The 18,268-nt window shown below is 71.5% G+C and carries 18 protein-coding genes; 8 read left to right on the top strand and 10 right to left on the bottom strand.

Features of this window, described 5'->3' with window-relative positions:
• The first annotated feature begins 31 nt into the window (after window positions 1-31).
• Window positions 32-547 carry a hypothetical protein gene (locus ACZ5U5_RS05485; protein WP_469016559.1) on the top strand — a complete coding sequence of 172 codons (516 nt, stop codon included), beginning with the start codon at window positions 32-34 and terminating at the stop codon, window positions 545-547.
• A 101-nt stretch (window positions 548-648) separates the two neighbouring features.
• Here ACZ5U5_RS05485 and ACZ5U5_RS05480 read toward each other — a convergent pair whose 3' ends face one another.
• The 5 genes from ACZ5U5_RS05480 to mutA all read right to left on the bottom strand — a co-directional run bounded on the left by ACZ5U5_RS05480 (window position 649) and on the right by mutA (window position 8,272).
• Window positions 649-1,725 carry an enoyl-CoA hydratase/isomerase family protein gene (locus tag ACZ5U5_RS05480; protein WP_469016556.1) on the bottom strand — a complete coding sequence of 359 codons (1,077 nt, stop codon included), beginning with the start codon at window positions 1,723-1,725 and terminating at the stop codon, window positions 649-651.
• Window positions 1,726-1,877: 152 nt separating this feature from the next.
• A complete protein-coding gene (locus tag ACZ5U5_RS05475; RefSeq protein WP_469016553.1) occupies window positions 1,878-3,119 on the bottom strand; it encodes an alpha/beta hydrolase family protein in 1,242 nt (413 codons plus the stop codon).
• 85 nt (window positions 3,120-3,204) lie between these two features.
• Window positions 3,205-4,209 (bottom strand): methylmalonyl Co-A mutase-associated GTPase MeaB, encoded by a 1,005-nt coding sequence (gene meaB, locus ACZ5U5_RS05470; protein WP_469016551.1) that lies wholly within the window; start codon window positions 4,207-4,209, stop codon window positions 3,205-3,207.
• A 2-nt stretch (window positions 4,210-4,211) separates the two neighbouring features.
• Window positions 4,212-6,422 (bottom strand): methylmalonyl-CoA mutase, encoded by a 2,211-nt coding sequence (gene scpA / locus ACZ5U5_RS05465; RefSeq protein WP_469016549.1) that lies wholly within the window; start codon window positions 6,420-6,422, stop codon window positions 4,212-4,214.
• The gene (gene mutA / locus ACZ5U5_RS05460; protein ID WP_469016546.1) at window positions 6,422-8,272 is read right to left on the bottom strand and encodes a methylmalonyl-CoA mutase small subunit; all 1,851 of its coding nucleotides are present in this window, start codon (window positions 8,270-8,272) and stop codon (window positions 6,422-6,424) included. Before mutA ends, scpA begins: the two co-directional genes overlap by 1 nt.
• Before the next feature lie 345 nt (window positions 8,273-8,617).
• Between mutA and ACZ5U5_RS05455 the strand changes: the two genes are divergently transcribed.
• Window positions 8,618-8,977 (top strand): SAV_915 family protein, encoded by a 360-nt coding sequence (locus ACZ5U5_RS05455; protein WP_469016543.1) that lies wholly within the window; start codon window positions 8,618-8,620, stop codon window positions 8,975-8,977.
• A gap of 74 nt (window positions 8,978-9,051) precedes the next feature.
• Window positions 9,052-10,371 (top strand): diaminopimelate decarboxylase, encoded by a 1,320-nt coding sequence (lysA, locus tag ACZ5U5_RS05450; protein WP_469016988.1) that lies wholly within the window; start codon window positions 9,052-9,054, stop codon window positions 10,369-10,371.
• A gap of 21 nt (window positions 10,372-10,392) precedes the next feature.
• On the opposite strand, the gene ACZ5U5_RS05445 is transcribed toward lysA, so the two are convergent.
• Complete coding sequence (locus tag ACZ5U5_RS05445) at window positions 10,393-11,028, bottom strand: response regulator transcription factor (protein WP_363206708.1); 636 nt, start codon at window positions 11,026-11,028, stop codon at window positions 10,393-10,395.
• A complete protein-coding gene (locus ACZ5U5_RS05440; protein WP_469016541.1) occupies window positions 11,028-12,164 on the bottom strand; it encodes a sensor histidine kinase in 1,137 nt (378 codons plus the stop codon). The genes ACZ5U5_RS05445 and ACZ5U5_RS05440 overlap by 1 nt, the downstream gene beginning before the upstream one ends.
• Before the next feature lie 219 nt (window positions 12,165-12,383).
• Between ACZ5U5_RS05440 and ACZ5U5_RS05435 the strand changes: the two genes are divergently transcribed.
• Complete coding sequence (locus ACZ5U5_RS05435) at window positions 12,384-12,977, top strand: DedA family protein (protein ID WP_469016985.1); 594 nt, start codon at window positions 12,384-12,386, stop codon at window positions 12,975-12,977.
• 19 nt (window positions 12,978-12,996) lie between these two features.
• Here the strand turns inward: ACZ5U5_RS05435 and purB are convergent, their stop codons facing one another.
• Entirely contained in the window at window positions 12,997-14,439 is a 1,443-nt protein-coding gene (gene purB / locus ACZ5U5_RS05430) for an adenylosuccinate lyase (protein WP_469016538.1), read from the bottom strand.
• Window positions 14,440-14,929: 490 nt separating this feature from the next.
• Between purB and ACZ5U5_RS05425 the strand changes: the two genes are divergently transcribed.
• Window positions 14,930-15,280, top strand: coding sequence for a hypothetical protein (locus tag ACZ5U5_RS05425; RefSeq protein WP_363206557.1), 351 nt, complete (start codon window positions 14,930-14,932; stop codon window positions 15,278-15,280).
• A gap of 146 nt (window positions 15,281-15,426) precedes the next feature.
• Here ACZ5U5_RS05425 and ACZ5U5_RS05420 read toward each other — a convergent pair whose 3' ends face one another.
• The gene (locus ACZ5U5_RS05420; RefSeq protein ID WP_469016535.1) at window positions 15,427-16,206 is read right to left on the bottom strand and encodes an SGNH/GDSL hydrolase family protein; all 780 of its coding nucleotides are present in this window, start codon (window positions 16,204-16,206) and stop codon (window positions 15,427-15,429) included.
• 17 nt (window positions 16,207-16,223) lie between these two features.
• Between ACZ5U5_RS05420 and ACZ5U5_RS05415 the strand changes: the two genes are divergently transcribed.
• The gene (locus ACZ5U5_RS05415) at window positions 16,224-16,727 is read left to right on the top strand and encodes a GNAT family N-acetyltransferase (RefSeq protein ID WP_469016532.1); all 504 of its coding nucleotides are present in this window, start codon (window positions 16,224-16,226) and stop codon (window positions 16,725-16,727) included.
• On the opposite strand, the gene ACZ5U5_RS05410 is transcribed toward ACZ5U5_RS05415, so the two are convergent.
• On the bottom strand, window positions 16,724-17,194 hold the full coding sequence (locus tag ACZ5U5_RS05410; RefSeq protein WP_469016529.1) for a DNA-binding protein: 471 nt from the start codon (window positions 17,192-17,194) through the stop codon (window positions 16,724-16,726). The genes ACZ5U5_RS05415 and ACZ5U5_RS05410 overlap by 4 nt on opposite strands.
• A gap of 54 nt (window positions 17,195-17,248) precedes the next feature.
• Between ACZ5U5_RS05410 and ACZ5U5_RS05405 the strand changes: the two genes are divergently transcribed.
• Both ACZ5U5_RS05405 and ACZ5U5_RS05400 read left to right on the top strand, forming a co-directional pair.
• Window positions 17,249-17,440, top strand: a complete 192-nt coding sequence (locus tag ACZ5U5_RS05405) for a hypothetical protein (RefSeq protein WP_469016982.1) — start codon at window positions 17,249-17,251, stop codon at window positions 17,438-17,440.
• 100 nt (window positions 17,441-17,540) lie between these two features.
• Window positions 17,541-18,149 (top strand): hypothetical protein, encoded by a 609-nt coding sequence (locus tag ACZ5U5_RS05400; protein ID WP_469016527.1) that lies wholly within the window; start codon window positions 17,541-17,543, stop codon window positions 18,147-18,149.
• Window positions 18,150-18,268: the final 119 nt, after the last annotated feature.

Below are 18,268 nucleotides of genomic sequence, written 5' to 3'. Positions count from 1 at the left end.
GTTGTCAGTGGCGGCCGCTTTACTGGATGCCATGAGTACCGCAGAGCATCTCGCCGCGATCGACCTGCTGCGCTCACGGGAGTTTCCCGCGGAGCACGGCAGGTCGCCGTCCGGCGTCGGCGGTCCGGGCTATCACATCGCCGAGTTACTGACGAGCGGCGACTTCTGGGATGACGACGGCACGGAGTGGGAGGCGACCTCGGATGCGTACGACGCCGAGCGCGACGCCCTGACGGTCCTGCTCGCCGAGCGCTGGGGGGCACCCCAGATATTCAGCCTGGCAAGCGTCTTCGAGCGGGCGCAGGGCGGTGCGTACGGATATGGGGGCGAGGACGAATGGGATGAGGACGGCGGGAGCGAGGCTGCTGAGGGTGAAACCGGCAAGAATGAGGGCATACCGGAGCCGTGGGGCTCGCTGAGCTCCTCGGTGCCTGACCTCCACCTGTGGCGGGCCGACGGGCGGTGGATAGCTCTCGGTGTCTCGCAATGGGACAAGGAGCTGCCGTTCCAGCTCCTCGCCGTGATCACGGAGATCGATCCGCCGTAGCGGACGCGGACGGTGCGTCCGCATGGGGTGAGAGTCGATGGCGGCCATGGGGCCGACGTCCGCCTCGCGCCGGCGCCGCAGCACGAGGCGGGGCGGCTGGATCAGGGGCGCGGACCCGGCCCCGCGGCGAGACCGAGCTCGTCGCCGACGCGCGGCGCGAAGTGGCGGGCCACCTCCGCGTCGCTCACCTGCGTGAGCTCGGCGGGGGACCAGTGCGGGTCACGGTCCTTGTCGACGACCTGGGCGCGGATGCCCTCGACCATGTCCGGCGCGGTGATCGCGGTGGCCGACACGCGGTACTCCTGGTCGAGCACCTGCTCAAGGGAGGCGAGGGTGCGGGCCCGGCGCAGGGCGGCGAGAGTGACCTTGAGGGAGGTCGGCGACTTGGAGAGGATGGTCTCGGCCGTCTCCTTGGCCGAGCGGTCACCGGAGGTGTGGAGCCGGTCGACGATCTCCTCCACGGAGTCCGCGGAGTAGCAGGCGTCGATCCACTCACGATGGGCCGCGAGTTCACCGTCGGGCGCGGCGCCGGCGAACTCCGCGACCACCTCGCTCACATCGGCGCCGCCCAGCGCGGCCGTGAACTCTGTCAGGAGCTCCGACGGCACGTAGTGGTCGGCGAGACCGCACAGGATGGCGTCGCCCGCGCCCACCGCCGAGCCGGTCAGCGCGAGATGGGTGCCGAGTTCGCCGGGCGCCCGCGACAACAGGTACGTACCGCCGACGTCCGGCACGAAGCCGATCCCCGTCTCCGGCATGGCGATCCGGGAGCGCTCGGTGACGATCCGCACGCTGCCGTGCGCCGATACGCCGACCCCGCCGCCCATCACGATGCCGTCCATGACGGCCACGTATGGCTTCTGGAAGCGGGCGATACGGGCGTTGAGCCGGTACTCGTCACGCCAGAAGGCCACAGACGCGGCACCACCGCCCGCACGGACGTCATCGTGGATGGACCGAATGTCACCCCCGGCACACAGCCCCCGCTCCCCGGCCCCGGTCAGGACGACGACGTCCACGCCGTCATCCCGCTCCCATCCGGCGAGAGCGTCGTCCATCAGCCGGACCATGGCGTGGTTGAGGGCGTTGATGGCCCGGGGACGGTTGAGAACGATGTGCCCCGCGCGGCCGTGGGTGCGCAGGAGGACGGGTGCCTCGTCGGAGTCAGCGGTGGACATGGGGCAGGTGGCTCCTTCGACGGGTGACTCGGGCGGTCGGTACGCGACGCACGGCGCGCACGGTTCGAATCTACGGTGTGGCGTCCCCGGGCAGCGGAGGGGGCCGCGGGGCGACGGGGCCTGGAACAGGCCCCGGGCTTCAGGCTCCGGCTTCAGGGTGAGTGGAAGGTGACCTCCGGGTTGGCCGCTGAGGGGCCGTTCAGCAGGGGGCGGTGTTTGTTGGTGAGGTGCTTGTCGAAGAACGCCGTCACGTAGTCGGTGGTGATCTCTCCCGATCGCTTGCCGGAGAGGGGGGCCGACGGGTCGGTCCTGTTGAGCTGACCGCCGAGAATCGGCAGGTCGGTGAAGGTGAGGTGCCCGGAGTCAGCGACCGTCAGCCAGCGCTTCCAGCCGTGCAGGCGCTGCCACTGCCGCGGCCAAGTGGCGTCCTCGGCACGGGGGTTGTGGCCCTTGAGGGTGCCGAGCATGAGGACGGGGCGGCCGGTGCCGGTGGACGGAACCGGGGCGAAGAACGTGCCGTCCAGGTTGGCGGCGGCGCGGACGCGGTGGTCCGATCCGGCGGCCACGGCCGCCGCGTTGCCGCCCAGCGAGTGACCGGCCGCCCCGATCCGCCGGGTGTCGATGAGCGCAGCGTAGTCGGGGTGCCGACGGTCACCGGGGCGGGAGCGTTCGGTCAGCTCGTCGATGACGTAGGAGATGTCCGCCGCCCGGTTCCGCGCCGCCTTGGCCAGCATCTTCTTCTCTCCGGAGTCGCCGTTCGGTGCCTCCTCGACCTTCTTGCACGCGACGCAGGCGTGGACGCGCGACGAGCCGTCCCGGCCCGGGAACGCGGTCCCGAAGGACTCATACGCGTGGTCGACGAGAGCGACGACGTAGCCGTGGGACGCCAGTGTCTCCGCGAGCGCGGTGAGGGTGGCGCGATGCAGCGTGAAGCCCGGGGAGAGGACGATCAGCGGGTGCTTGCCTCCGGCGGGGCGGGCGGCGGCGCGTGCGTTCGTGCGCACGGAGGTCAGCTGCTCGGCCTTGTAGACCTGGTCCAGCTTCTGCCCCTTCAGGAGCAGTTCGGCCTCTTCGGTCGTCAGGTACGGAGCACGGTCACCGTTGCCCGCGCCCTGCCGGGCCGGGTAGAAGACGGACACCATCAGCTCCCTGGCCCCCGCCGAGGGCACCCACGGGTCGCGGCGCTCGTCGTCCACGAGATGGAGGGTGTCCCGGCCGATCGCGTGAGGCCCGGAGGGGCGCGGCAGAGCGAGCTCGGACTCGGTCGGAGGCGGGGAAGCCTGGCCTGCCGATGACGAGTCGCCTTCCTCGGCGCAGGCCACCGCGGAAGGGGTGAGGAGGGCGAGGGCCAGCAGAGCGGTGACGGCGTTGCGCTGTGCGCGGGTTCTGATCATGTGTTGGAGACTATGGACCGCGGAGAGCCGCCGGCAGTGACGAAGGTGTGGAGCAACCCCCTACTTTCGTAAGGGGTTTCGAGCATCAGGCCGACTGGCCCCCGCCCCGCTGGAACGCCTCCAGGATCCGCTCGGCGGCCAGCGTGGCCGTCAATGTCCCCTCGCGCACTTGCTGTTCGAGCTCAGGGGCGAGGTCTCGGACCTGGGCGTGCCCCCGCAGCCGGTCCAGGAGTTCGTCCCGCACCATCGTCCACGTCCAGTCCACCTGCTGGTCGCGTCGTTTGGCGGCGAGGCGGCCCGTCGAGTCGAGAAGCGTACGGTGCTGCTCCAGACGGTCCCAGACCTCGTCCAGGCCGCTGGACTCGCGCGCGCTGCAACTGAGCACCGGGGGAGTCCAGGCCGCGTCCGCGGGGTGCATCAGCCGCAGCGCGCCCGCCAGTTCACGCGCCGCCGAGCGCGCGTCCCGCTCGTGCGGGCCGTCCGCCTTGTTGATGGCGAGCACGTCCGCCAGTTCGAGGACGCCCTTCTTGATGCCCTGGAGCTGGTCGCCCGTACGGGCCAGACTCAGCAGCAGGAACGAGTCGACCATGTTCGCGACCGCCGTCTCCGACTGGCCCACGCCCACCGTCTCCACGAGCACCACGTCGTAGCCCGCAGCCTCCATCACCACGATCGACTCGCGCGTCGCCTTCGCGACCCCGCCGAGCGTCCCCGCGGTGGGCGAGGGGCGCACGAATGCCGCCGGGTCCACCGCGAGGCGTTCCATCCGCGTCTTGTCGCCGAGGATCGAGCCCCCCGTCCGGGTCGACGACGGGTCGACGGCGAGCACCGCGACCCGGTGCCCGAGCCCCGTCAGCATCGTGCCGAGCGCGTCGATGAACGTCGACTTGCCCACGCCGGGCACCCCGCTGATGCCGATCCGCCGCGCCCGCCCGCTGTGCGGAAGCAGTTGGGTCAGCAACTCCTGGGCCAGGGACCGGTGTTGAGGCCTTGTCGACTCGACGAGCGTGATGGCGCGCGCGATCTGCGCGCGTTTCCCGTCGAGCACGCCCTTGACGTACGCGTCGATGTCGATCCGCGGCGCCGCCATGCTCACAGCTCGTGGCCGAGGTCGGCCGCCAGCCGCTTCACCAGGTCGTACGCGGCGTCCGGGATCACCGTGCCGGGCGGGAAGACCGCCGCGGCGCCCATCTCCAGGAGCGTCGGCACGTCCTGCGGCGGGATCACACCACCCACGACGATCATGATGTCCTCACGGCCCTCGGCGGCCAGCTCCGCACGCAGCGCCGGTACGAGCGTGAGGTGCCCGGCGGCGAGCGACGAGACGCCGACGATGTGCACGTCCGCCTCGACCGCCTGGCGCGCGACCTCCGCCGGGGTCTGGAAGAGCGGGCCGACGTCCACGTCGAAGCCGAGGTCGGCGAAGGCGGTGGCGATGACCTTCTGGCCGCGGTCGTGGCCGTCCTGGCCCATCTTGGCGACCAGGATGCGCGGCCGGCGCCCCTCGGCCTCCTCGAAGGAGGACACGAGCGTGCGGGTGCGCTCCACGGACGGGGACGAGCCTGCTTCGGTGCGGTACACACCGGAGATCGTACGGATCTGCCCCGCGTGCCGCCCGTACGAGGCCTCCAGGGCGTCGGAGATCTCGCCGACCGTTGCCTTCGCGCGGGCCGCGTCGACCGCCAGGGCGAGGAGGTTGCCCTCGAGTCCCGGACCCGGCTGGCGCTCGGCCGCCGCCGTCAGGGCCCGCAGCGCGTCCTGGCAGGCCGCCTCGTCGCGTTCCTCGCGCAGCCGCTTCAGCTTGGCGATCTGCTGGCTGCGTACGGAGGAGTTGTCGACCGCTCGGACGTCGATCTGCTCGTCGGTCTCCACGCGGTACTTGTTGACGCCGATGACCGGCTGGCGCCCCGAGTCGATACGGGCCTGCGTGCGCGCCGCCGCCTCCTCGACGCGCAGCTTCGGGATGCCCGCGTCGATGGCCTGCGCCATGCCGCCCGCCGCCTCGACCTCCTCGATGTGCTGCCAGGCGCGGCGCGCCAGGTCGTGCGTCAGCTTCTCGACGTACGCGCTGCCGCCCCACGGGTCGATCGTCCGCGTCGTGCCCGACTCCTGCTGGATGAGCAGCTGGGTGTTGCGGGCGATGCGCGCGGAGAAGTCGGTGGGCAGGGCGAGCGCCTCGTCGAGGGCGTTCGTGTGCAGGGACTGGGTGTGGCCCTGTGTCGCCGCCATCGCCTCGACACACGTACGCGTGACGTTGTTGAACACGTCCTGTGCGGTGAGCGACCAGCCCGAGGTCTGCGAATGGGTGCGCAGCGAGAGCGACTTGGCGTTCTTCGGGTCGAACTGCTTGACCAGCTTCGCCCACAGGAGGCGCGCCGCGCGGAGCTTGGCGACCTCCATGAAGAAGTTCATGCCGATCGCCCAGAAGAAGGAGAGCCGCGGCGCGAACGCGTCGACGTCCAGACCCGCTTCCTGACCCGCCCGCAGATACTCCACGCCGTCCGCGAGGGTGTACGCCAGCTCCAAGTCGGCTGTCGCACCCGCCTCCTGGATGTGATAGCCGGAGATCGAGATGGAGTTGTAGCGCGGCATCTTCTGCGAGGTGTACGCGAAGATGTCGGAGATGATCCGCATCGAGGGCTTGGGCGGATAGATGTAGGTGTTGCGGACCATGAACTCTTTGAGGATGTCGTTCTGGATGGTCCCGGCCAGCTTCTCGGGCGGTACGCCCTGCTCCTCGGCGGCCACGATGTAGAGCGCGAGTACGGGGAGAACCGCGCCGTTCATCGTCATCGACACCGTCATCTTGTCCAGCGGGATGCCGTCGAAGAGCTGACGCATGTCGTAGATCGAGTCGATCGCCACGCCCGCCATGCCGACGTCGCCCGTCACCCGCGGATGGTCACTGTCGTAACCGCGGTGCGTGGGCAGGTCGAAGGCGACCGAAAGGCCCTTCTGCCCGGCCGCGAGGTTGCGGCGGTAGAAGGCGTTGGACTCCTCGGCGGTGGAGAATCCGGCGTACTGCCGGATCGTCCAGGGCTGGTTGACGTACATCGTCGGGTAAGGGCCACGCAGGTAGGGCGCGACACCCGGGTACGTCTCCAGGAAGTCGAGGCCTTCGAGGTCGGCGCCCGTGTAGAGCGGCTTGACCGCGATGCCCTCGGGGGTCTCCCACAGGAGGTCGTCGTCGGCCTTGCCGGTGGACTCCTTGACGGCGCTGCGCCACTGGTCCTTGGAGACGGCGGAGGTCTCAGAGGCGGCTTCGGACGTCAGGCCGACGCCGGAGAAGTCGGGGATCGCCATTACGCCACTCCCATGTGGTCGAGGGTGGAGGAGAGCACGGACACGGCGTCGCAGCCCGCGAAGACGTACGCGTTGACGCCGGGGCGCTCGGCGGGCCGTCCCGCGAGGAACACCCGCCCCGCGCCTGCCGACGTGAGGGCGGCGGCGACCTCGTCGGCCTGCTCCTCGTACAGCGCGTCGCTGGAGCAGAGGCACGCCACCGTGGCGCCGCTGGCCTTGAAGGCATCGGCGGCCGTCGTCGCGTCCACCGCCGCCGGTTCGTGCACGGCTTCGATGCCGCCCGCCTGGAAGAGGTTCGACGCGAAGGAGGCCCGCGCGGTGTGCGCTGCGGCGGGGCCGAGCGCGGCGATGAACACCCGGGGGCGGGCCCCCGTCGAGGCGAGGTGCGCGTCCGAGCGGGAGCGCAGAACCTCGTACGCCTCGTCGCGGCGGACGCGAGGCAGGCCGCCGGACGCCTCGGCGGGCGGGGCCTCGCGCTCGACCGGACGCTCCGTCAGGTTCGGGAACTCGCTGACGCCGGTGATCGGTTCACGCCGCTTGGCCAGCTTCTCGCTGCGCTTGGCCCAGGTTGCGGCGAGGCGGTCGCCGATCAGGCCGGAGCGCAGGGCCGCGGCCTGGCCGCCCGCGCGCTCGATCTCCTGGAAGAACTCCCAGCCCGCGTGCGCCAGTTCATCGGTGAGCCGCTCGACGTACCAGGAGCCGCCCGCCGGGTCGATCACCTTGGCGAGGTGCGACTCCTCCAGGAGGATCGTCGAGGTGTTGCGGGCGATGCGGCGCGCGAACGCGTCCGGCAGGCCGAGCGAGTGGTCGAAGGGCAGCACGGTGACGGAGTCGGCGCCGCCGACCCCTGCGCCGAGGCAGGCCACGGTCGTCCGCAGCATGTTCACCCACGGGTCGCGGCGCGTCATCATCACGGGCGAGGTCACGGCGTGCTGGCGCTGCGCCCCCGCGTCCGGTGCGCCGCAGACCTCGGCCACGCGCGCCCAGAGCCGCCGGGCCGCCCGCAGCTTCGCGATGGTCAGGAACTGATCGGCGGTGGCCGCGTACCGGAACTCCAGCTGGGCGCAGGCCGCCTCGACCGTGAGCCCCGCTTCGGTCAGCTCGCGCAGGTAGGCGACCGCCGTGGCGAGCGATGCGCCGAGCTCCTGCCCGGCCGAGCCGCCCGCCTCGTGGTACGGCAGGGCGTCGACGGTCAGCGCGCGGAGGTTCGGGTACTCCTGGCCGCACAGCCGGGCCAGTTCGATCGCGGCGGCCGGGTCGAGCCGCTCGCCGGTGCGGGCCTCATGGCCGAGGGGGTCCGCGCCGAGGGTGCCGCGCACGGAGTCCTTCGGGATGCCCCGCTCCTCGTAGAGGCGGAACAACTCGCGTGCCGCGGGCTCGAATTCGGCGCCCGCGTCCATGGCCACCGGCGCCAGGTCGAGGAAGACGCCCTCCAGGGCGCGCTCGATGCCGGAGACCGGGAGAGCGCCGGGGCCGACGCCGAGCCACAGCGAGGTGACGCCGTTCTCCAGGTCCGCGAGCACGGTCTCGTTCGAGGCCGCGGGGTCCGTGGCCGCATGCCGCTGCCGTACGTCCCAGCCGGCCGCGGCACTGCCCGCGGCGGTGCCACCCCTGACAAAGGGGGCGAAACCCGGGTAACCGGCGTCAGGCGCGGCTTCTCGGGCGGTGTACAGGGGGCGGGTGCTGAGCCCGTCGTCGAGTGCGGTGGACAGCGCTTCCTCCGCGGCCGACCCTGATACGTCCTTACCCGATTTGCGCAGCACGCCTTCCACCAGGCGCTGCCACTGCTCATGGGTCGCATCAGGGAACTCGGCGGCCAGGGGAAGCCCGTCGTCAGGCAGGACCGTCATGGGCATGATGCTAGGGCGGAACCCCTGGCACTCGGTGCCGTCCAGGGCTGTGACCTTGGCCTCTTCCGCACTCTCTTGATCTCAAACGAGCGGACGGCTACGGAGGGGCACGGTTCACGCCGCGAACCGACTGCGACAGCTGTGCGGGGCGTCAAGCCCTCGTCAACACGGGTCACCCCACCGTCAACGTCCCGTCATGAGGGCTCGGTCGGCACCTGGTGCCGGGCATAGCGTCACCACAAGCCCCCGGGACCTCGTCCGGCCCCGGGACAGGCGACAGCTCACAGCAGCAGGATCACCGAGCAGGTGGATCACCGAGCAGCAGGATCCTCAAGGAGGAACGCCATGGCAGAGACTCAGTGCGGTGAGGACCCCGAGCCCTCCGAACCCGGCCCGGCCGGACCGCTCTTCGTCCCCGTCCGGCCGGGACCCGCGGGCTGCGTCGCCCGCCTGTTCCGCACACCCGTGGGCGGCCGCACCGTCGTCGCCTTCACCACGCCCCAGCGGCTGAGCGCCGCCCTCGGCGACCGCCAGGCGTGGATCAGGCTTTCGGAACCCGCGCTGCGCACCCTTGCCGAGCCGCTCGGCGTCCACGAGGTCACCGTCGACCCGAGGCTCGCCGCGCACCCCGTCGGCGCGCCCCCGCGGCCCACACCCGCCTGGCGCGAGTGGGACCCGCGGGCGGTCGGCGCCCTGACCGCCTGAATCGGCTGACCTGCGGCATGCGGAACGAGGACGAGGCGAAAGAGAGACTGCCCGTGACCACCCTGTACGACCCCATGACCCCCGACGCCACCGCCGACGACGACCTGTCCGTCTGGCCCGCGTCCACCACACGGCTGCCCCACGGCGACCTCGCCGTCGGCGGCGTACCGCTCACCGAGATCGCCGGGCGTTTCGGCACCCCGGCGTATCTCCTCGACGAAGACGACGTACGCACGCGCTGCCGCACGTACCTGCACGCCTTCCCCGATGCCGAAGTGCACTACGCGGCCAAGGCGTTCCTGTGCCGCGCCATGGCCCACTGGGTGGCGGAGGAAGGGCTCGGGCTCGACGTCTGTTCCGCCGGGGAACTGGAACTCGCCGTCACCACGGGCTTCCCCGCCGAGCGCATCGTGCTGCACGGCAACGCCAAGAGCCCGCACGACCTGGAGGCCGCGCTGCGGCTCGGCGTCGGACGCATCGTCATCGACAGCGCCTCCGAGATCGCACGCCTCGCCGCCGCCGTACCGCCGGGCAGCCGCCAGAAGGTGCTGGTGCGGGTGGTGCCGGGCATCGCGGCGGGCGGCCACGCCAAGATCCGCACCGGGACCGACGACCAGAAGTTCGGCCTGTCGATCACCGACGGGTCCGCGCAGCACGCCATCGCCCGCATCCTCGGCCAGCCCGGTCTCGAACTGACCGGCTTGCACTGCCACTTGGGCTCGCAGATCACCTCCGAGAAGCCGTTCCTGTCCGCCGTGCGCCGCTTGGTCGGCCTGATGGCCCGCGTCAAGGAGCAGCACGGCGTCACCCTCCCCGAACTGGACCTAGGCGGCGGCCACGGCATCGCCTACCGCCCCGGTGAGCAAGCGCTCGACATCACCACTCTCGCCCGCAAGGTGCGCGCGGAGCTGACCGGTAGCTGTGCGGCGGCCGGACTCACCGTGCCCAAGCTGCTCATCGAGCCGGGGCGCGCCATCGCGGGCCCCGCCGGAGTCGCCCTCTACCGTGTGCTCGCCGTCAAGCGCACCGGCGGGCGCACCTTCGTCGCCGTGGACGGCGGGATGAGCGACAACCCGCGGCCCGCGCTGTACGGCGTGCGGTACGCGCCGCGCCTGATCGGCCGGCACTCCACGGTCGTCTCCGCGCCGGTGACCGTCGTCGGGCGGCACTGCGAGGCGGGCGACGTGCTCGCCTCCGACATCGAACTGCCGGGCGACATCAGGCCGGGAGACATCCTGGGCGTGCCGGTGGCCGGGGCGTACCACCTGTCCATGGCGTCGGGCTACAACCTCGTCGGGCGCCCGCCCGTGGTGGCCGTCGCCGGCGGGCACGCGCGGCTTCTGGTGCGGCGCGAGTCCCTGGAGGACTTCCGCAGCAGGGACGTCGGCCTGTGAACGCCGTCGATTGACGGCACGTCAGGACCCCAGGTAGCGCAGGACGGCGAGCACGCGGCGGCTGTATCCGGTGGTCCCGGTCAGTTCCAGCTTGTCGAAGATCGCGTTGATGTACTTCTCGACGGCGCTCTGCGAGACGTGCAACTGGCCGGCGATCGCCGCGTTCGTGTGCCCCTGCGCCATCTTGCCGAGCACCTCGCGCTCGCGCGGCGTCAGACGCTGGAGCGGGTCGGTGTGGCTGCTGAGGGTCAGCAACTGCCGTACGACCTCGGGGTCGAAGGCCGTCTGGCCCGACGCGACCCGCTCCAAGGCGTCCAGGAACTCGTCGACCTGGACGACCCGGTCCTTGAGCAGATAGCCGACACCTTCGGTCGCGGTGGTCAACAGCTCGGTGGCATAACGGCGTTCGACGTACTGCGACAGCACGAGCACGCTCGTCTCCGGCCACTTCGCCCGGATCTCGAGCGCGGCCCGCAGCCCCTCGTCGGTGTGCGTGGGCGGCATCCGTACGTCGATCACGGCGGCGTCCGGTGGATCCTCGGCCACGGCGGCGAGCAGCGCCCGCGCGTCACCGACCGAGGCCGTGACGGTGTGCCCCTCGTCCACGAGGAGCCTGGCCAGGCCCTCCCGCAGCAGCGTCGAGTCGTCGGCGAGCATTACGCGCATGGGAGCTCCGCGGTGATGAGGGTGGGCCCACCGGCGGGGCTCTGCACGGTGAGGGTGCCGTCCAGGGCGGCCACGCGCCGGGCGAGCCCGAGCAGACCGCTGCCGGACGGGTCGGCGCCGCCCCGCCCGTTGTCCTCGACGCGCAGGTGCAGCACGGCACCTCGTCGCTCGCCGTGGACGGTGACGAGGGTGGCGCCGGAGTGCTTGACGGCGTTGGTGACGGCTTCGGCGGCGACGAAGTACGCCACGGCCTGGGCGGTCGGTGGCGGGGTCTCGTGCAGGTCGCAGTGCAGACGTACGGGGATCGCGGCCCGCTCGGCGACCGTTTCCAGGGCTGCGGCGAGCCCGCCCTCGTCGAGCGTCGCGGGGTAGACGCGCCAGGCGACCTCGCGCAGTTCGACCAGGGCCTGCTGGGTCTCCTCGTGCGCTTGGGCGAGGAGCCGCGTGGACTTCTCGGGATCGGCGGCGCGACGGGCCCTGCCGAGCAGCATGCCGAGGGCGACGATGCGCTGCTGGACACCGTCGTGCAGATCGCGTTCGATGCGCCGCCGCTCGTCGTGCACGGCCTCCACCACGCCGGCGCGGCTCGCGACGAGCTCGCCGATCCTGCGCTCCATGAGCTGCCCGTCGTTCGGGCCGAGGTACCGCCGGGCGTGCCGCTCGTCCGCGAGCGCGACGCCGTACGTGCCCTGCACACAGAGGTAGAACAGGAAGAGGCCGCCGACCGAGGAGAGGATCAAGGTGGTGGGGGAGTCGATGTCGGCGACGAACCAGCCCCACACCGCCAGCGAGGCGTAACCCGCCCCGAGCAGGGCGCAGCCGAGGACGACACCGCCGAGCAGGCCGACCGCCCAGCGCGACGCGATGTAGTTCACGGCGGGCAGGCCGGTCGGCGGTGTGACGAGCTCGGTGCCGAAGAAAGCGGTCATGCGCCGCTGCTCGATACCGGCCAGCCGCCGGGCGCCGTCCACGATCCGGGCCTCGGCGCCACGCCCCGTGCGGCGCCCGAGGGTGGCGAGCAGCCACAATCCGGCCACCAGGGCGAAGGCCAGCTCGACGAGGCCGGTGAGGGCGCCGAAGAGGACGCCGACGGTCACCCTGAGCCAGCGCTTGAGATGCGTACGCATGATCGGTCACGCTAGTCCAACGGCCGGGGCGCGGGGACTGCGGAAAACCACAGTGCTGCCCTGCGGTGCACCACACCTGACCTGTGTGGTCGCCCTCATACCGTCGCGCCCCACGGTGCCCGTAGCGTCGAGTGCATGTTCCTCACTGCCGCGCACGAAGCCTCGGCCACCGCGAACGAAGCCCCTGTCGGCGGTGTCGCGGGCTGGGCCGCCGATCTCATGGACTCGTTCGGCGCCGTCGGTGCCGGAGCAGCCATCGCCTTGGAGAACCTGTTCCCGCCCCTGCCCAGCGAGGTGATCCTGCCGCTCGCCGGATTCGCCGCGAGCCAGGGCAAGTTCGGCCTGCTCACGGTCCTGCTCTGGACCACGGCTGGTTCCGTGATCGGCGCGCTCGCGCTCTACGCGATCGGCGCACTGCTCGGCCGCGACCGCACCGTGGCCATCGCGGCCCGCCTCCCGCTCGTGAAGGCGTCCGACATCGAGCGCACGGAGAAGTGGTTCGCCCGGCACGGCACCAAGGCCGTCTTCTTCGGCCGGATGATCCCGATCTTCCGCAGCATGATCTCGGTCCCCGCGGGCGTGGAGCGGATGCGCCTGCCCGTCTTCCTCGCCCTGACGACCGCGGGCAGCTTGATCTGGAACGCGGTGTTCATCCTGATCGGCCACGCCCTCGGAGCACGCTGGCACCAGGTCAGCGACCTGGTGGGCCTGTACTCCAAGGGCGTACTCGCCGTGGTCGCGCTGGCGGTGCTCACCTTTGTCGCGCTGCGGGTGCGCAAGGCGCGCAAGGGCGAACACCGCGCGTCACGTTAGGCGGAGTCCGGCCGGGCGATCAGAGAATGGCACCCGGGGCGTAGGCAGCCGCCTCGGGGTGCTCCTTGAGCAGGGCCTCGATCTGCGCCACGACGACGGCGACCTGGTCGCTCGCCGCGCCGGTGAACGACAGCTTGTCCGCCATCAGAGCGTCCAGCTCCGCACGGTCCAGCGGAATGCGGGAGTCCGCGGCGAGCTTGTCGAGGAGTTCGTTGCGCTCGGCGCCCTGTTCGCGCATGGCGAGCGCGGAGGCGACGGCGTTCTCCTTGATGGCCTCGTGGGCCTCCTCGCGGCCGACGCCCGCCCGCACCGAGGCCATGAGGACCTTGGTCGTGGCGAGGAAGGGGAGGTAGCGGTCCAGCTCACGCGCGACGACGGCCGGGAAGGCGCCGAACTCGTCGAGCACGGTCAGGAACGTCTCGAGCAGCCCGTCCAGCGCGAAGAAGGCGTCCGGCAGGGCGACACGGCGTACGACCGAGCAGGAGACGTCGCCCTCGTTCCACTGGTCGCCCGCCAGCTCGCCGGTCATCGACGCGTAGCCGCGGAGGATGACCGTGAGGCCGTTGACGCGCTCGCAGGAGCGGGTGTTCATCTTGTGCGGCATCGCGGACGAGCCGACCTGACCCGGCTTGAAGCCCTCGGTGACGAGCTCGTGCCCGGCCATCAGACGGATGGTCTTGGCCAGCGACGAGGGGCCGGAGGCGAGCTGCACCAGGGCGGTGACGACCTCGTAGTCGAGGGAGCGGGGGTAGACCTGGCCGACCGAGGTGAAGGCGCGGTCGAAGCCGAGGTGCCCGGCGATGCGCTGCTCGAGCTCGGTGAGCTTGTCGGCGTCGCCGCCGAGCAGGTCGAGCATGTCCTGGGCCGTGCCGACCGGGCCCTTGATGCCGCGCAGGGGGTAGCGGCGCAGCAGGTCGTCGACGCGGCGGAACGCGACGAGCAGCTCGTCGGCGGTCGTCGCGAAGCGCTTGCCCAACGTCGTCGCCTGAGCGGCGACGTTGTGGGAGCGGCCGGCCATGACCAGTTCCGCGTACTCGCCCGACAGCTTGCCCAGGCGCGCGAGCACCGCGACGGTGCGGTCGCGCACCAGCTCCAGGGAGAGGCGGACCTGCAGCTGCTCCACGTTCTCGGTCAGGTCGCGGGAGGTCATGCCCTTGTGGACCTGCTCGTGCCCGGCGAGCGCGTTGAACTCCTCGATGCGGGCCTTCACGTCGTGGCGGGTGACCTTCTCGCGCTCGGCGATCGAGGCGAGGTCGACGTCGTCGAGAACCCGCTCGTAGTCGGCGAGGGCGGCGTCCGGCACCTCGATCCCCAGGTCCTTCTGCGCCCGCAGGACGGCGAGCCAGAGCTGACGCTCCAGCCTGACCTTCTGCTCGGGCGACCAGAGGGTGGCGAGCTCGGCGGAGGCATAACGCCCGGCGAGGACGTTCGGGATACGGGGCTTTGCAGGCGCGACAGTCACGTGTACGGAGTTTACCTGCCGTCCGACCTGCTCTTTGACCGTCCGTACAGTCCGCGGAGCGCGGGGTCATTGGAGCATCGTCCAGGCGTGGCGTGGGGTGCCAGTGAGCCCGCTGCCGCCACGGGGCCTGCTCAGCGAGGATCGGCTCGGTCTTGTCCGGGCCGCGCTGAGCATCGGCTACGAGGTGGAGCTGGACGCCGACGCCGCCGTCGCTGCGCGGCCCCGCACACCAGGCCCTGGACCGTGTGAGGGCCGAGGGCTCGGAGCTGCTCGACCCGTGGGAGGAGTCCGACGAGGAGCCGTGGCGCAAGGGGGTCGAGGCGGTGTGGAACGGCCCGGCATCCCAAGTGCCCATGGTCACTCCCGCTTTTGTCCGGTGCCGGGCATGGTCCTGTCCAGCTCCCGGCATCGTGCCATCGAGCACTGACAACGGCCGGTGCCCGGCTGTGCCGCAACTCCCGTTGATCCGCCTACGTCTAGGCTTCACCACATGGAGCAGCGCGAGATCATCCAAAGAGTCGTCGGCATCCTGACCGAGGCGATCGAGATGCGCCGACAGGTACGGGAGAACCCGGACGGCGAGGTCGAACCCAGCGGCGCGGTGGGCGCGATGCTGGAGGAGATGCTGCCGCGCATCGAGATCCCCGCCGACGCCACCGCCATAGAGGTCGCCGAGGTGGTGGGCCGGGAACTGAGCCCGGTCATCGAGCAGATCACGTCGGCCTTCGCTTTCTCCTTCGCGCAGTTGGCGGAGGCGCACGACGAAGGCCGCACCGATGTGACGTCGGCGGACGTACTGCAGTCCATCGCCCTGCACTTCGAGGACGAGGTGGAGGAGTAGGACGCGCGACCCGAAGGCGCGGGCGGGCCACCCCTGAGACGGCCCGCCCGCGCCGCTCTGTGCTGCGACGCCTGATGCGCGGGGACGTGACCAGGTGGTGCTCCCGGAGTCGCTGATCGTTGTCCCTGAGCGAGCGCGCCTGCGGCCTACTCCCGCGGGTCCTCCCAAGGCTGTAGGTCCGGGCGTTTGGCCGGGAGGCCGTCGCCTGAGGAGCGGCCTGTGAGGCGGCGGGCTATCCACGGGGCCAGGTGTTGTCTGGCGAAGCGGATGTCCGCCACGCGGCGCGCGGCCCAGGTCGGCGGGGCCGTGGCCGGGAGGAGGGTCTGCCAGTCGTCCTCGGGGGCGTAGCCGAGGGACTGCCACACCGCTTCGGCGACCCTGCGGTGGCCCTCGGCCGTCAGGTGCAGCCGGTCCACGTCCCACATGCGCTGGTCGCCGAGCGCGACCGACCCGTAGAGGTCCACGACCGTGGCGCCGTGCCGGGCCGCCAAGTCGTCGATGTGGACGAAGAGTTCCTCCATGCGTGGGCGGAAACGCTGGAACACGGGGCCGTTCCTGCCCGGGCTGCGCATCAGGACCAGCTGCTTGCAGGCGGGGGCGAGGCGTTCGACCGCCTCCTCCAGGAGGTCGCGGACGCGGACCATGTCGCACTTGGGGCGCAGCGTGTCGTTGAGGCCGCCCACCAGGGTGATCACGTCGGGCTGCATGGCGGCCGCGAGGTCCACCTGCTCGGCCACGATCTGCGCGATGAGCTTCCCGCGTACGGCGAGGTTGGCGTACCGGAATCCGGGGGAGGCGGCAGCCATCCGGGCGGCGAGCAGATCTGCCCAGCCGCGGTAGCTGCCGTCGGGCTGAAGGTCCGACATGCCCTCGGTGAAGGAGTCGCCGACCGCGACGAGACTGGTGTAGTTGGCATTCATCTGCATGGCGGGAGCGATCGTACATGGAGCTACGACCCTTTGCCGTGGCGGACGCGGTCACGGTGGCGCGCTGGCCCGCCTCCGCCGCCGAGGCCGCCCTGTGGTGCGGGTCGCCTGTCTTCCCCGTGACGGCGCAGGTGGTGGCCGGATGGCAGCAGGACCCTGATGTGCGCGGTCATGTGCTGGCCGCAAGCGGGACGCTCCTCGGCTACGGGGAGGTGTGGTGCGACGAGGGGGAGGGCGAGGCGGAACTCGCCCGAGTCATCGTGGCCCCGGGCGCCCGGGGACGGGGAGTCGGGCGGAGGTTGGTGCGGGGCCTGGCCGAGCAGGCGCTGAGGGCCGGATACACGGAGATCTTCATGCGCGTCCACCCCACGAACACCGCCGCCCTGCGCTGCTATCGCGGGGCCGGATTCCTGCCGGTCGCCCCCGCTCTGGCCGCGGAGTGGAACGCCCCGCAACCCGTCAGCTACGTGTGGCTCCGGCACGCGGGTGAGGGGGAGTGGGCGGGTAGCGGTCGCGGCTAGGGGGTTGGGGGCGTGGTGTCCGCGTCGGCGACCGACGTACGGCCGACCAGCCGTTCGTAGCGCTGCCTCGCCGCCTGCGGGGTGCCGAGGCCGAGGCCGAAGGCGATCTCAGGCCAGGTCATGCCGCGACCGCGCGCCATCTGCAGGAGACCGGCCTCCACCTGGTCCATCTCGCCGCGCGCCATGGGCATGAGCGTCAGCGCCGCGGTGATGTCCGCGTGGTCCACCTCCGGCTCCCCCTCCTCGCGATCCGCGACTCCGGTCAACAGAAACGTCACGAGCCGTGCCGCCTCGTACGGACCGACGATCGTGGCGTGGACCTGTCGGCGCCGCTGCTCGTCGGTGGCCGCGTGCCGCTCGGCGATGCGGAACAGAGCGGCGGGGGCGCGGCCCGCACGCACCTGATCCGGGTGCGTGGGGCTGAAGGGGTCGGTCTCGGCGGGCTGCGGCTCGGGAGTCGAGGTCATGCCGTCCAGCATGGGCGGCACACACGATGCTGTCAATGGAGTGTTGTGAACGAGATGTTTGCATCACCCCGGCTGCGAGGCCTCCCAGTCGCTGGGCAAGCCGGCGTATGGAACGGTGGAAAACACCTGAAATGCCACTCCTGGCATCCCTGGCGAGAGGGGAAGCGCATGTCATCGAAGCGTCGTCGCAAGAAGAAGGCACGCCGTAAGCACGCGGCCAACCACGGCAGCCGTCCCCAGTCCTGACCGTAGCCCCGGCCGCCGCTGACCAGCGCCCGTGCAAACGGTTTCTGTGTGATCTCGTCAACAGCCTTGCCACCTGGGTCAACGGGTGAACAATGGTGCAATGTTGGAGTTGTTGCGAGAAGTCGGCGTAGAACTGCCGGGCGGCGCCGGGCTGTTGAAGTTCGGGATGACACCCGGCGAGGTGCTCAAACTGCTGCCGCCCGACAAGGTCACGCGGCACCGGCAGTGCATCGGGCTGACCCTGGACCAGTACGCGGAGCTCCGGCACGCGCACGACGCCTGGCTCGGCGGCCTGCTCTTCGAGCCCGAGTGGAACTTCGACGCCGAGCTCGACGGCGTCGTCCTGGGCTTCGGCGGCGGCGGGCCCGGCGTCACCGACCGGCTCGCCCGCGTGGAGGTCCAGGCGCGGGCCCGGCCCGACCGCGCGGAGTCGACCCCGGTGGCCTGGGACGACATCGACCTCTTCGGCTATCCCGCCGCGGAGGTCGTGGCCGTACTGCCCGGGACCACCGCATCGCCCGGCGGGCCGCCGCCCGCCGATGTGGCCGTGGGCGAGCTCGGCCTGCGCCTCTCACGGGCCAGGCCGGCGGCGGAGCACTGGGAACGGGTGACCCTCTTCGGCCCCGGGTCCGGCAGTTGGGGTGCCTGCTGCACGGGCGGCCTCGTTTGCGCCGAGCAGGGGGACGGCCTAGTGGGGATCATGTACTGACCGGGCCCGACCCCGGGCCTGACCGGGCCCGACCCCGGGCCTGACCGGGCCCGACCCCGGGCCTGACCGGGCCCGACCCCGGGCCTGACCGGGCCCGACCCCGGGCCTGACCGGGTCCG

It is taken from the genome of Streptomyces sp. NPDC033177 (assembly GCF_055577715.1).
The sequence above is the reverse complement of the archived record's forward strand: the minus strand, read 5'-3'. Positions and strand labels throughout refer to the sequence as shown.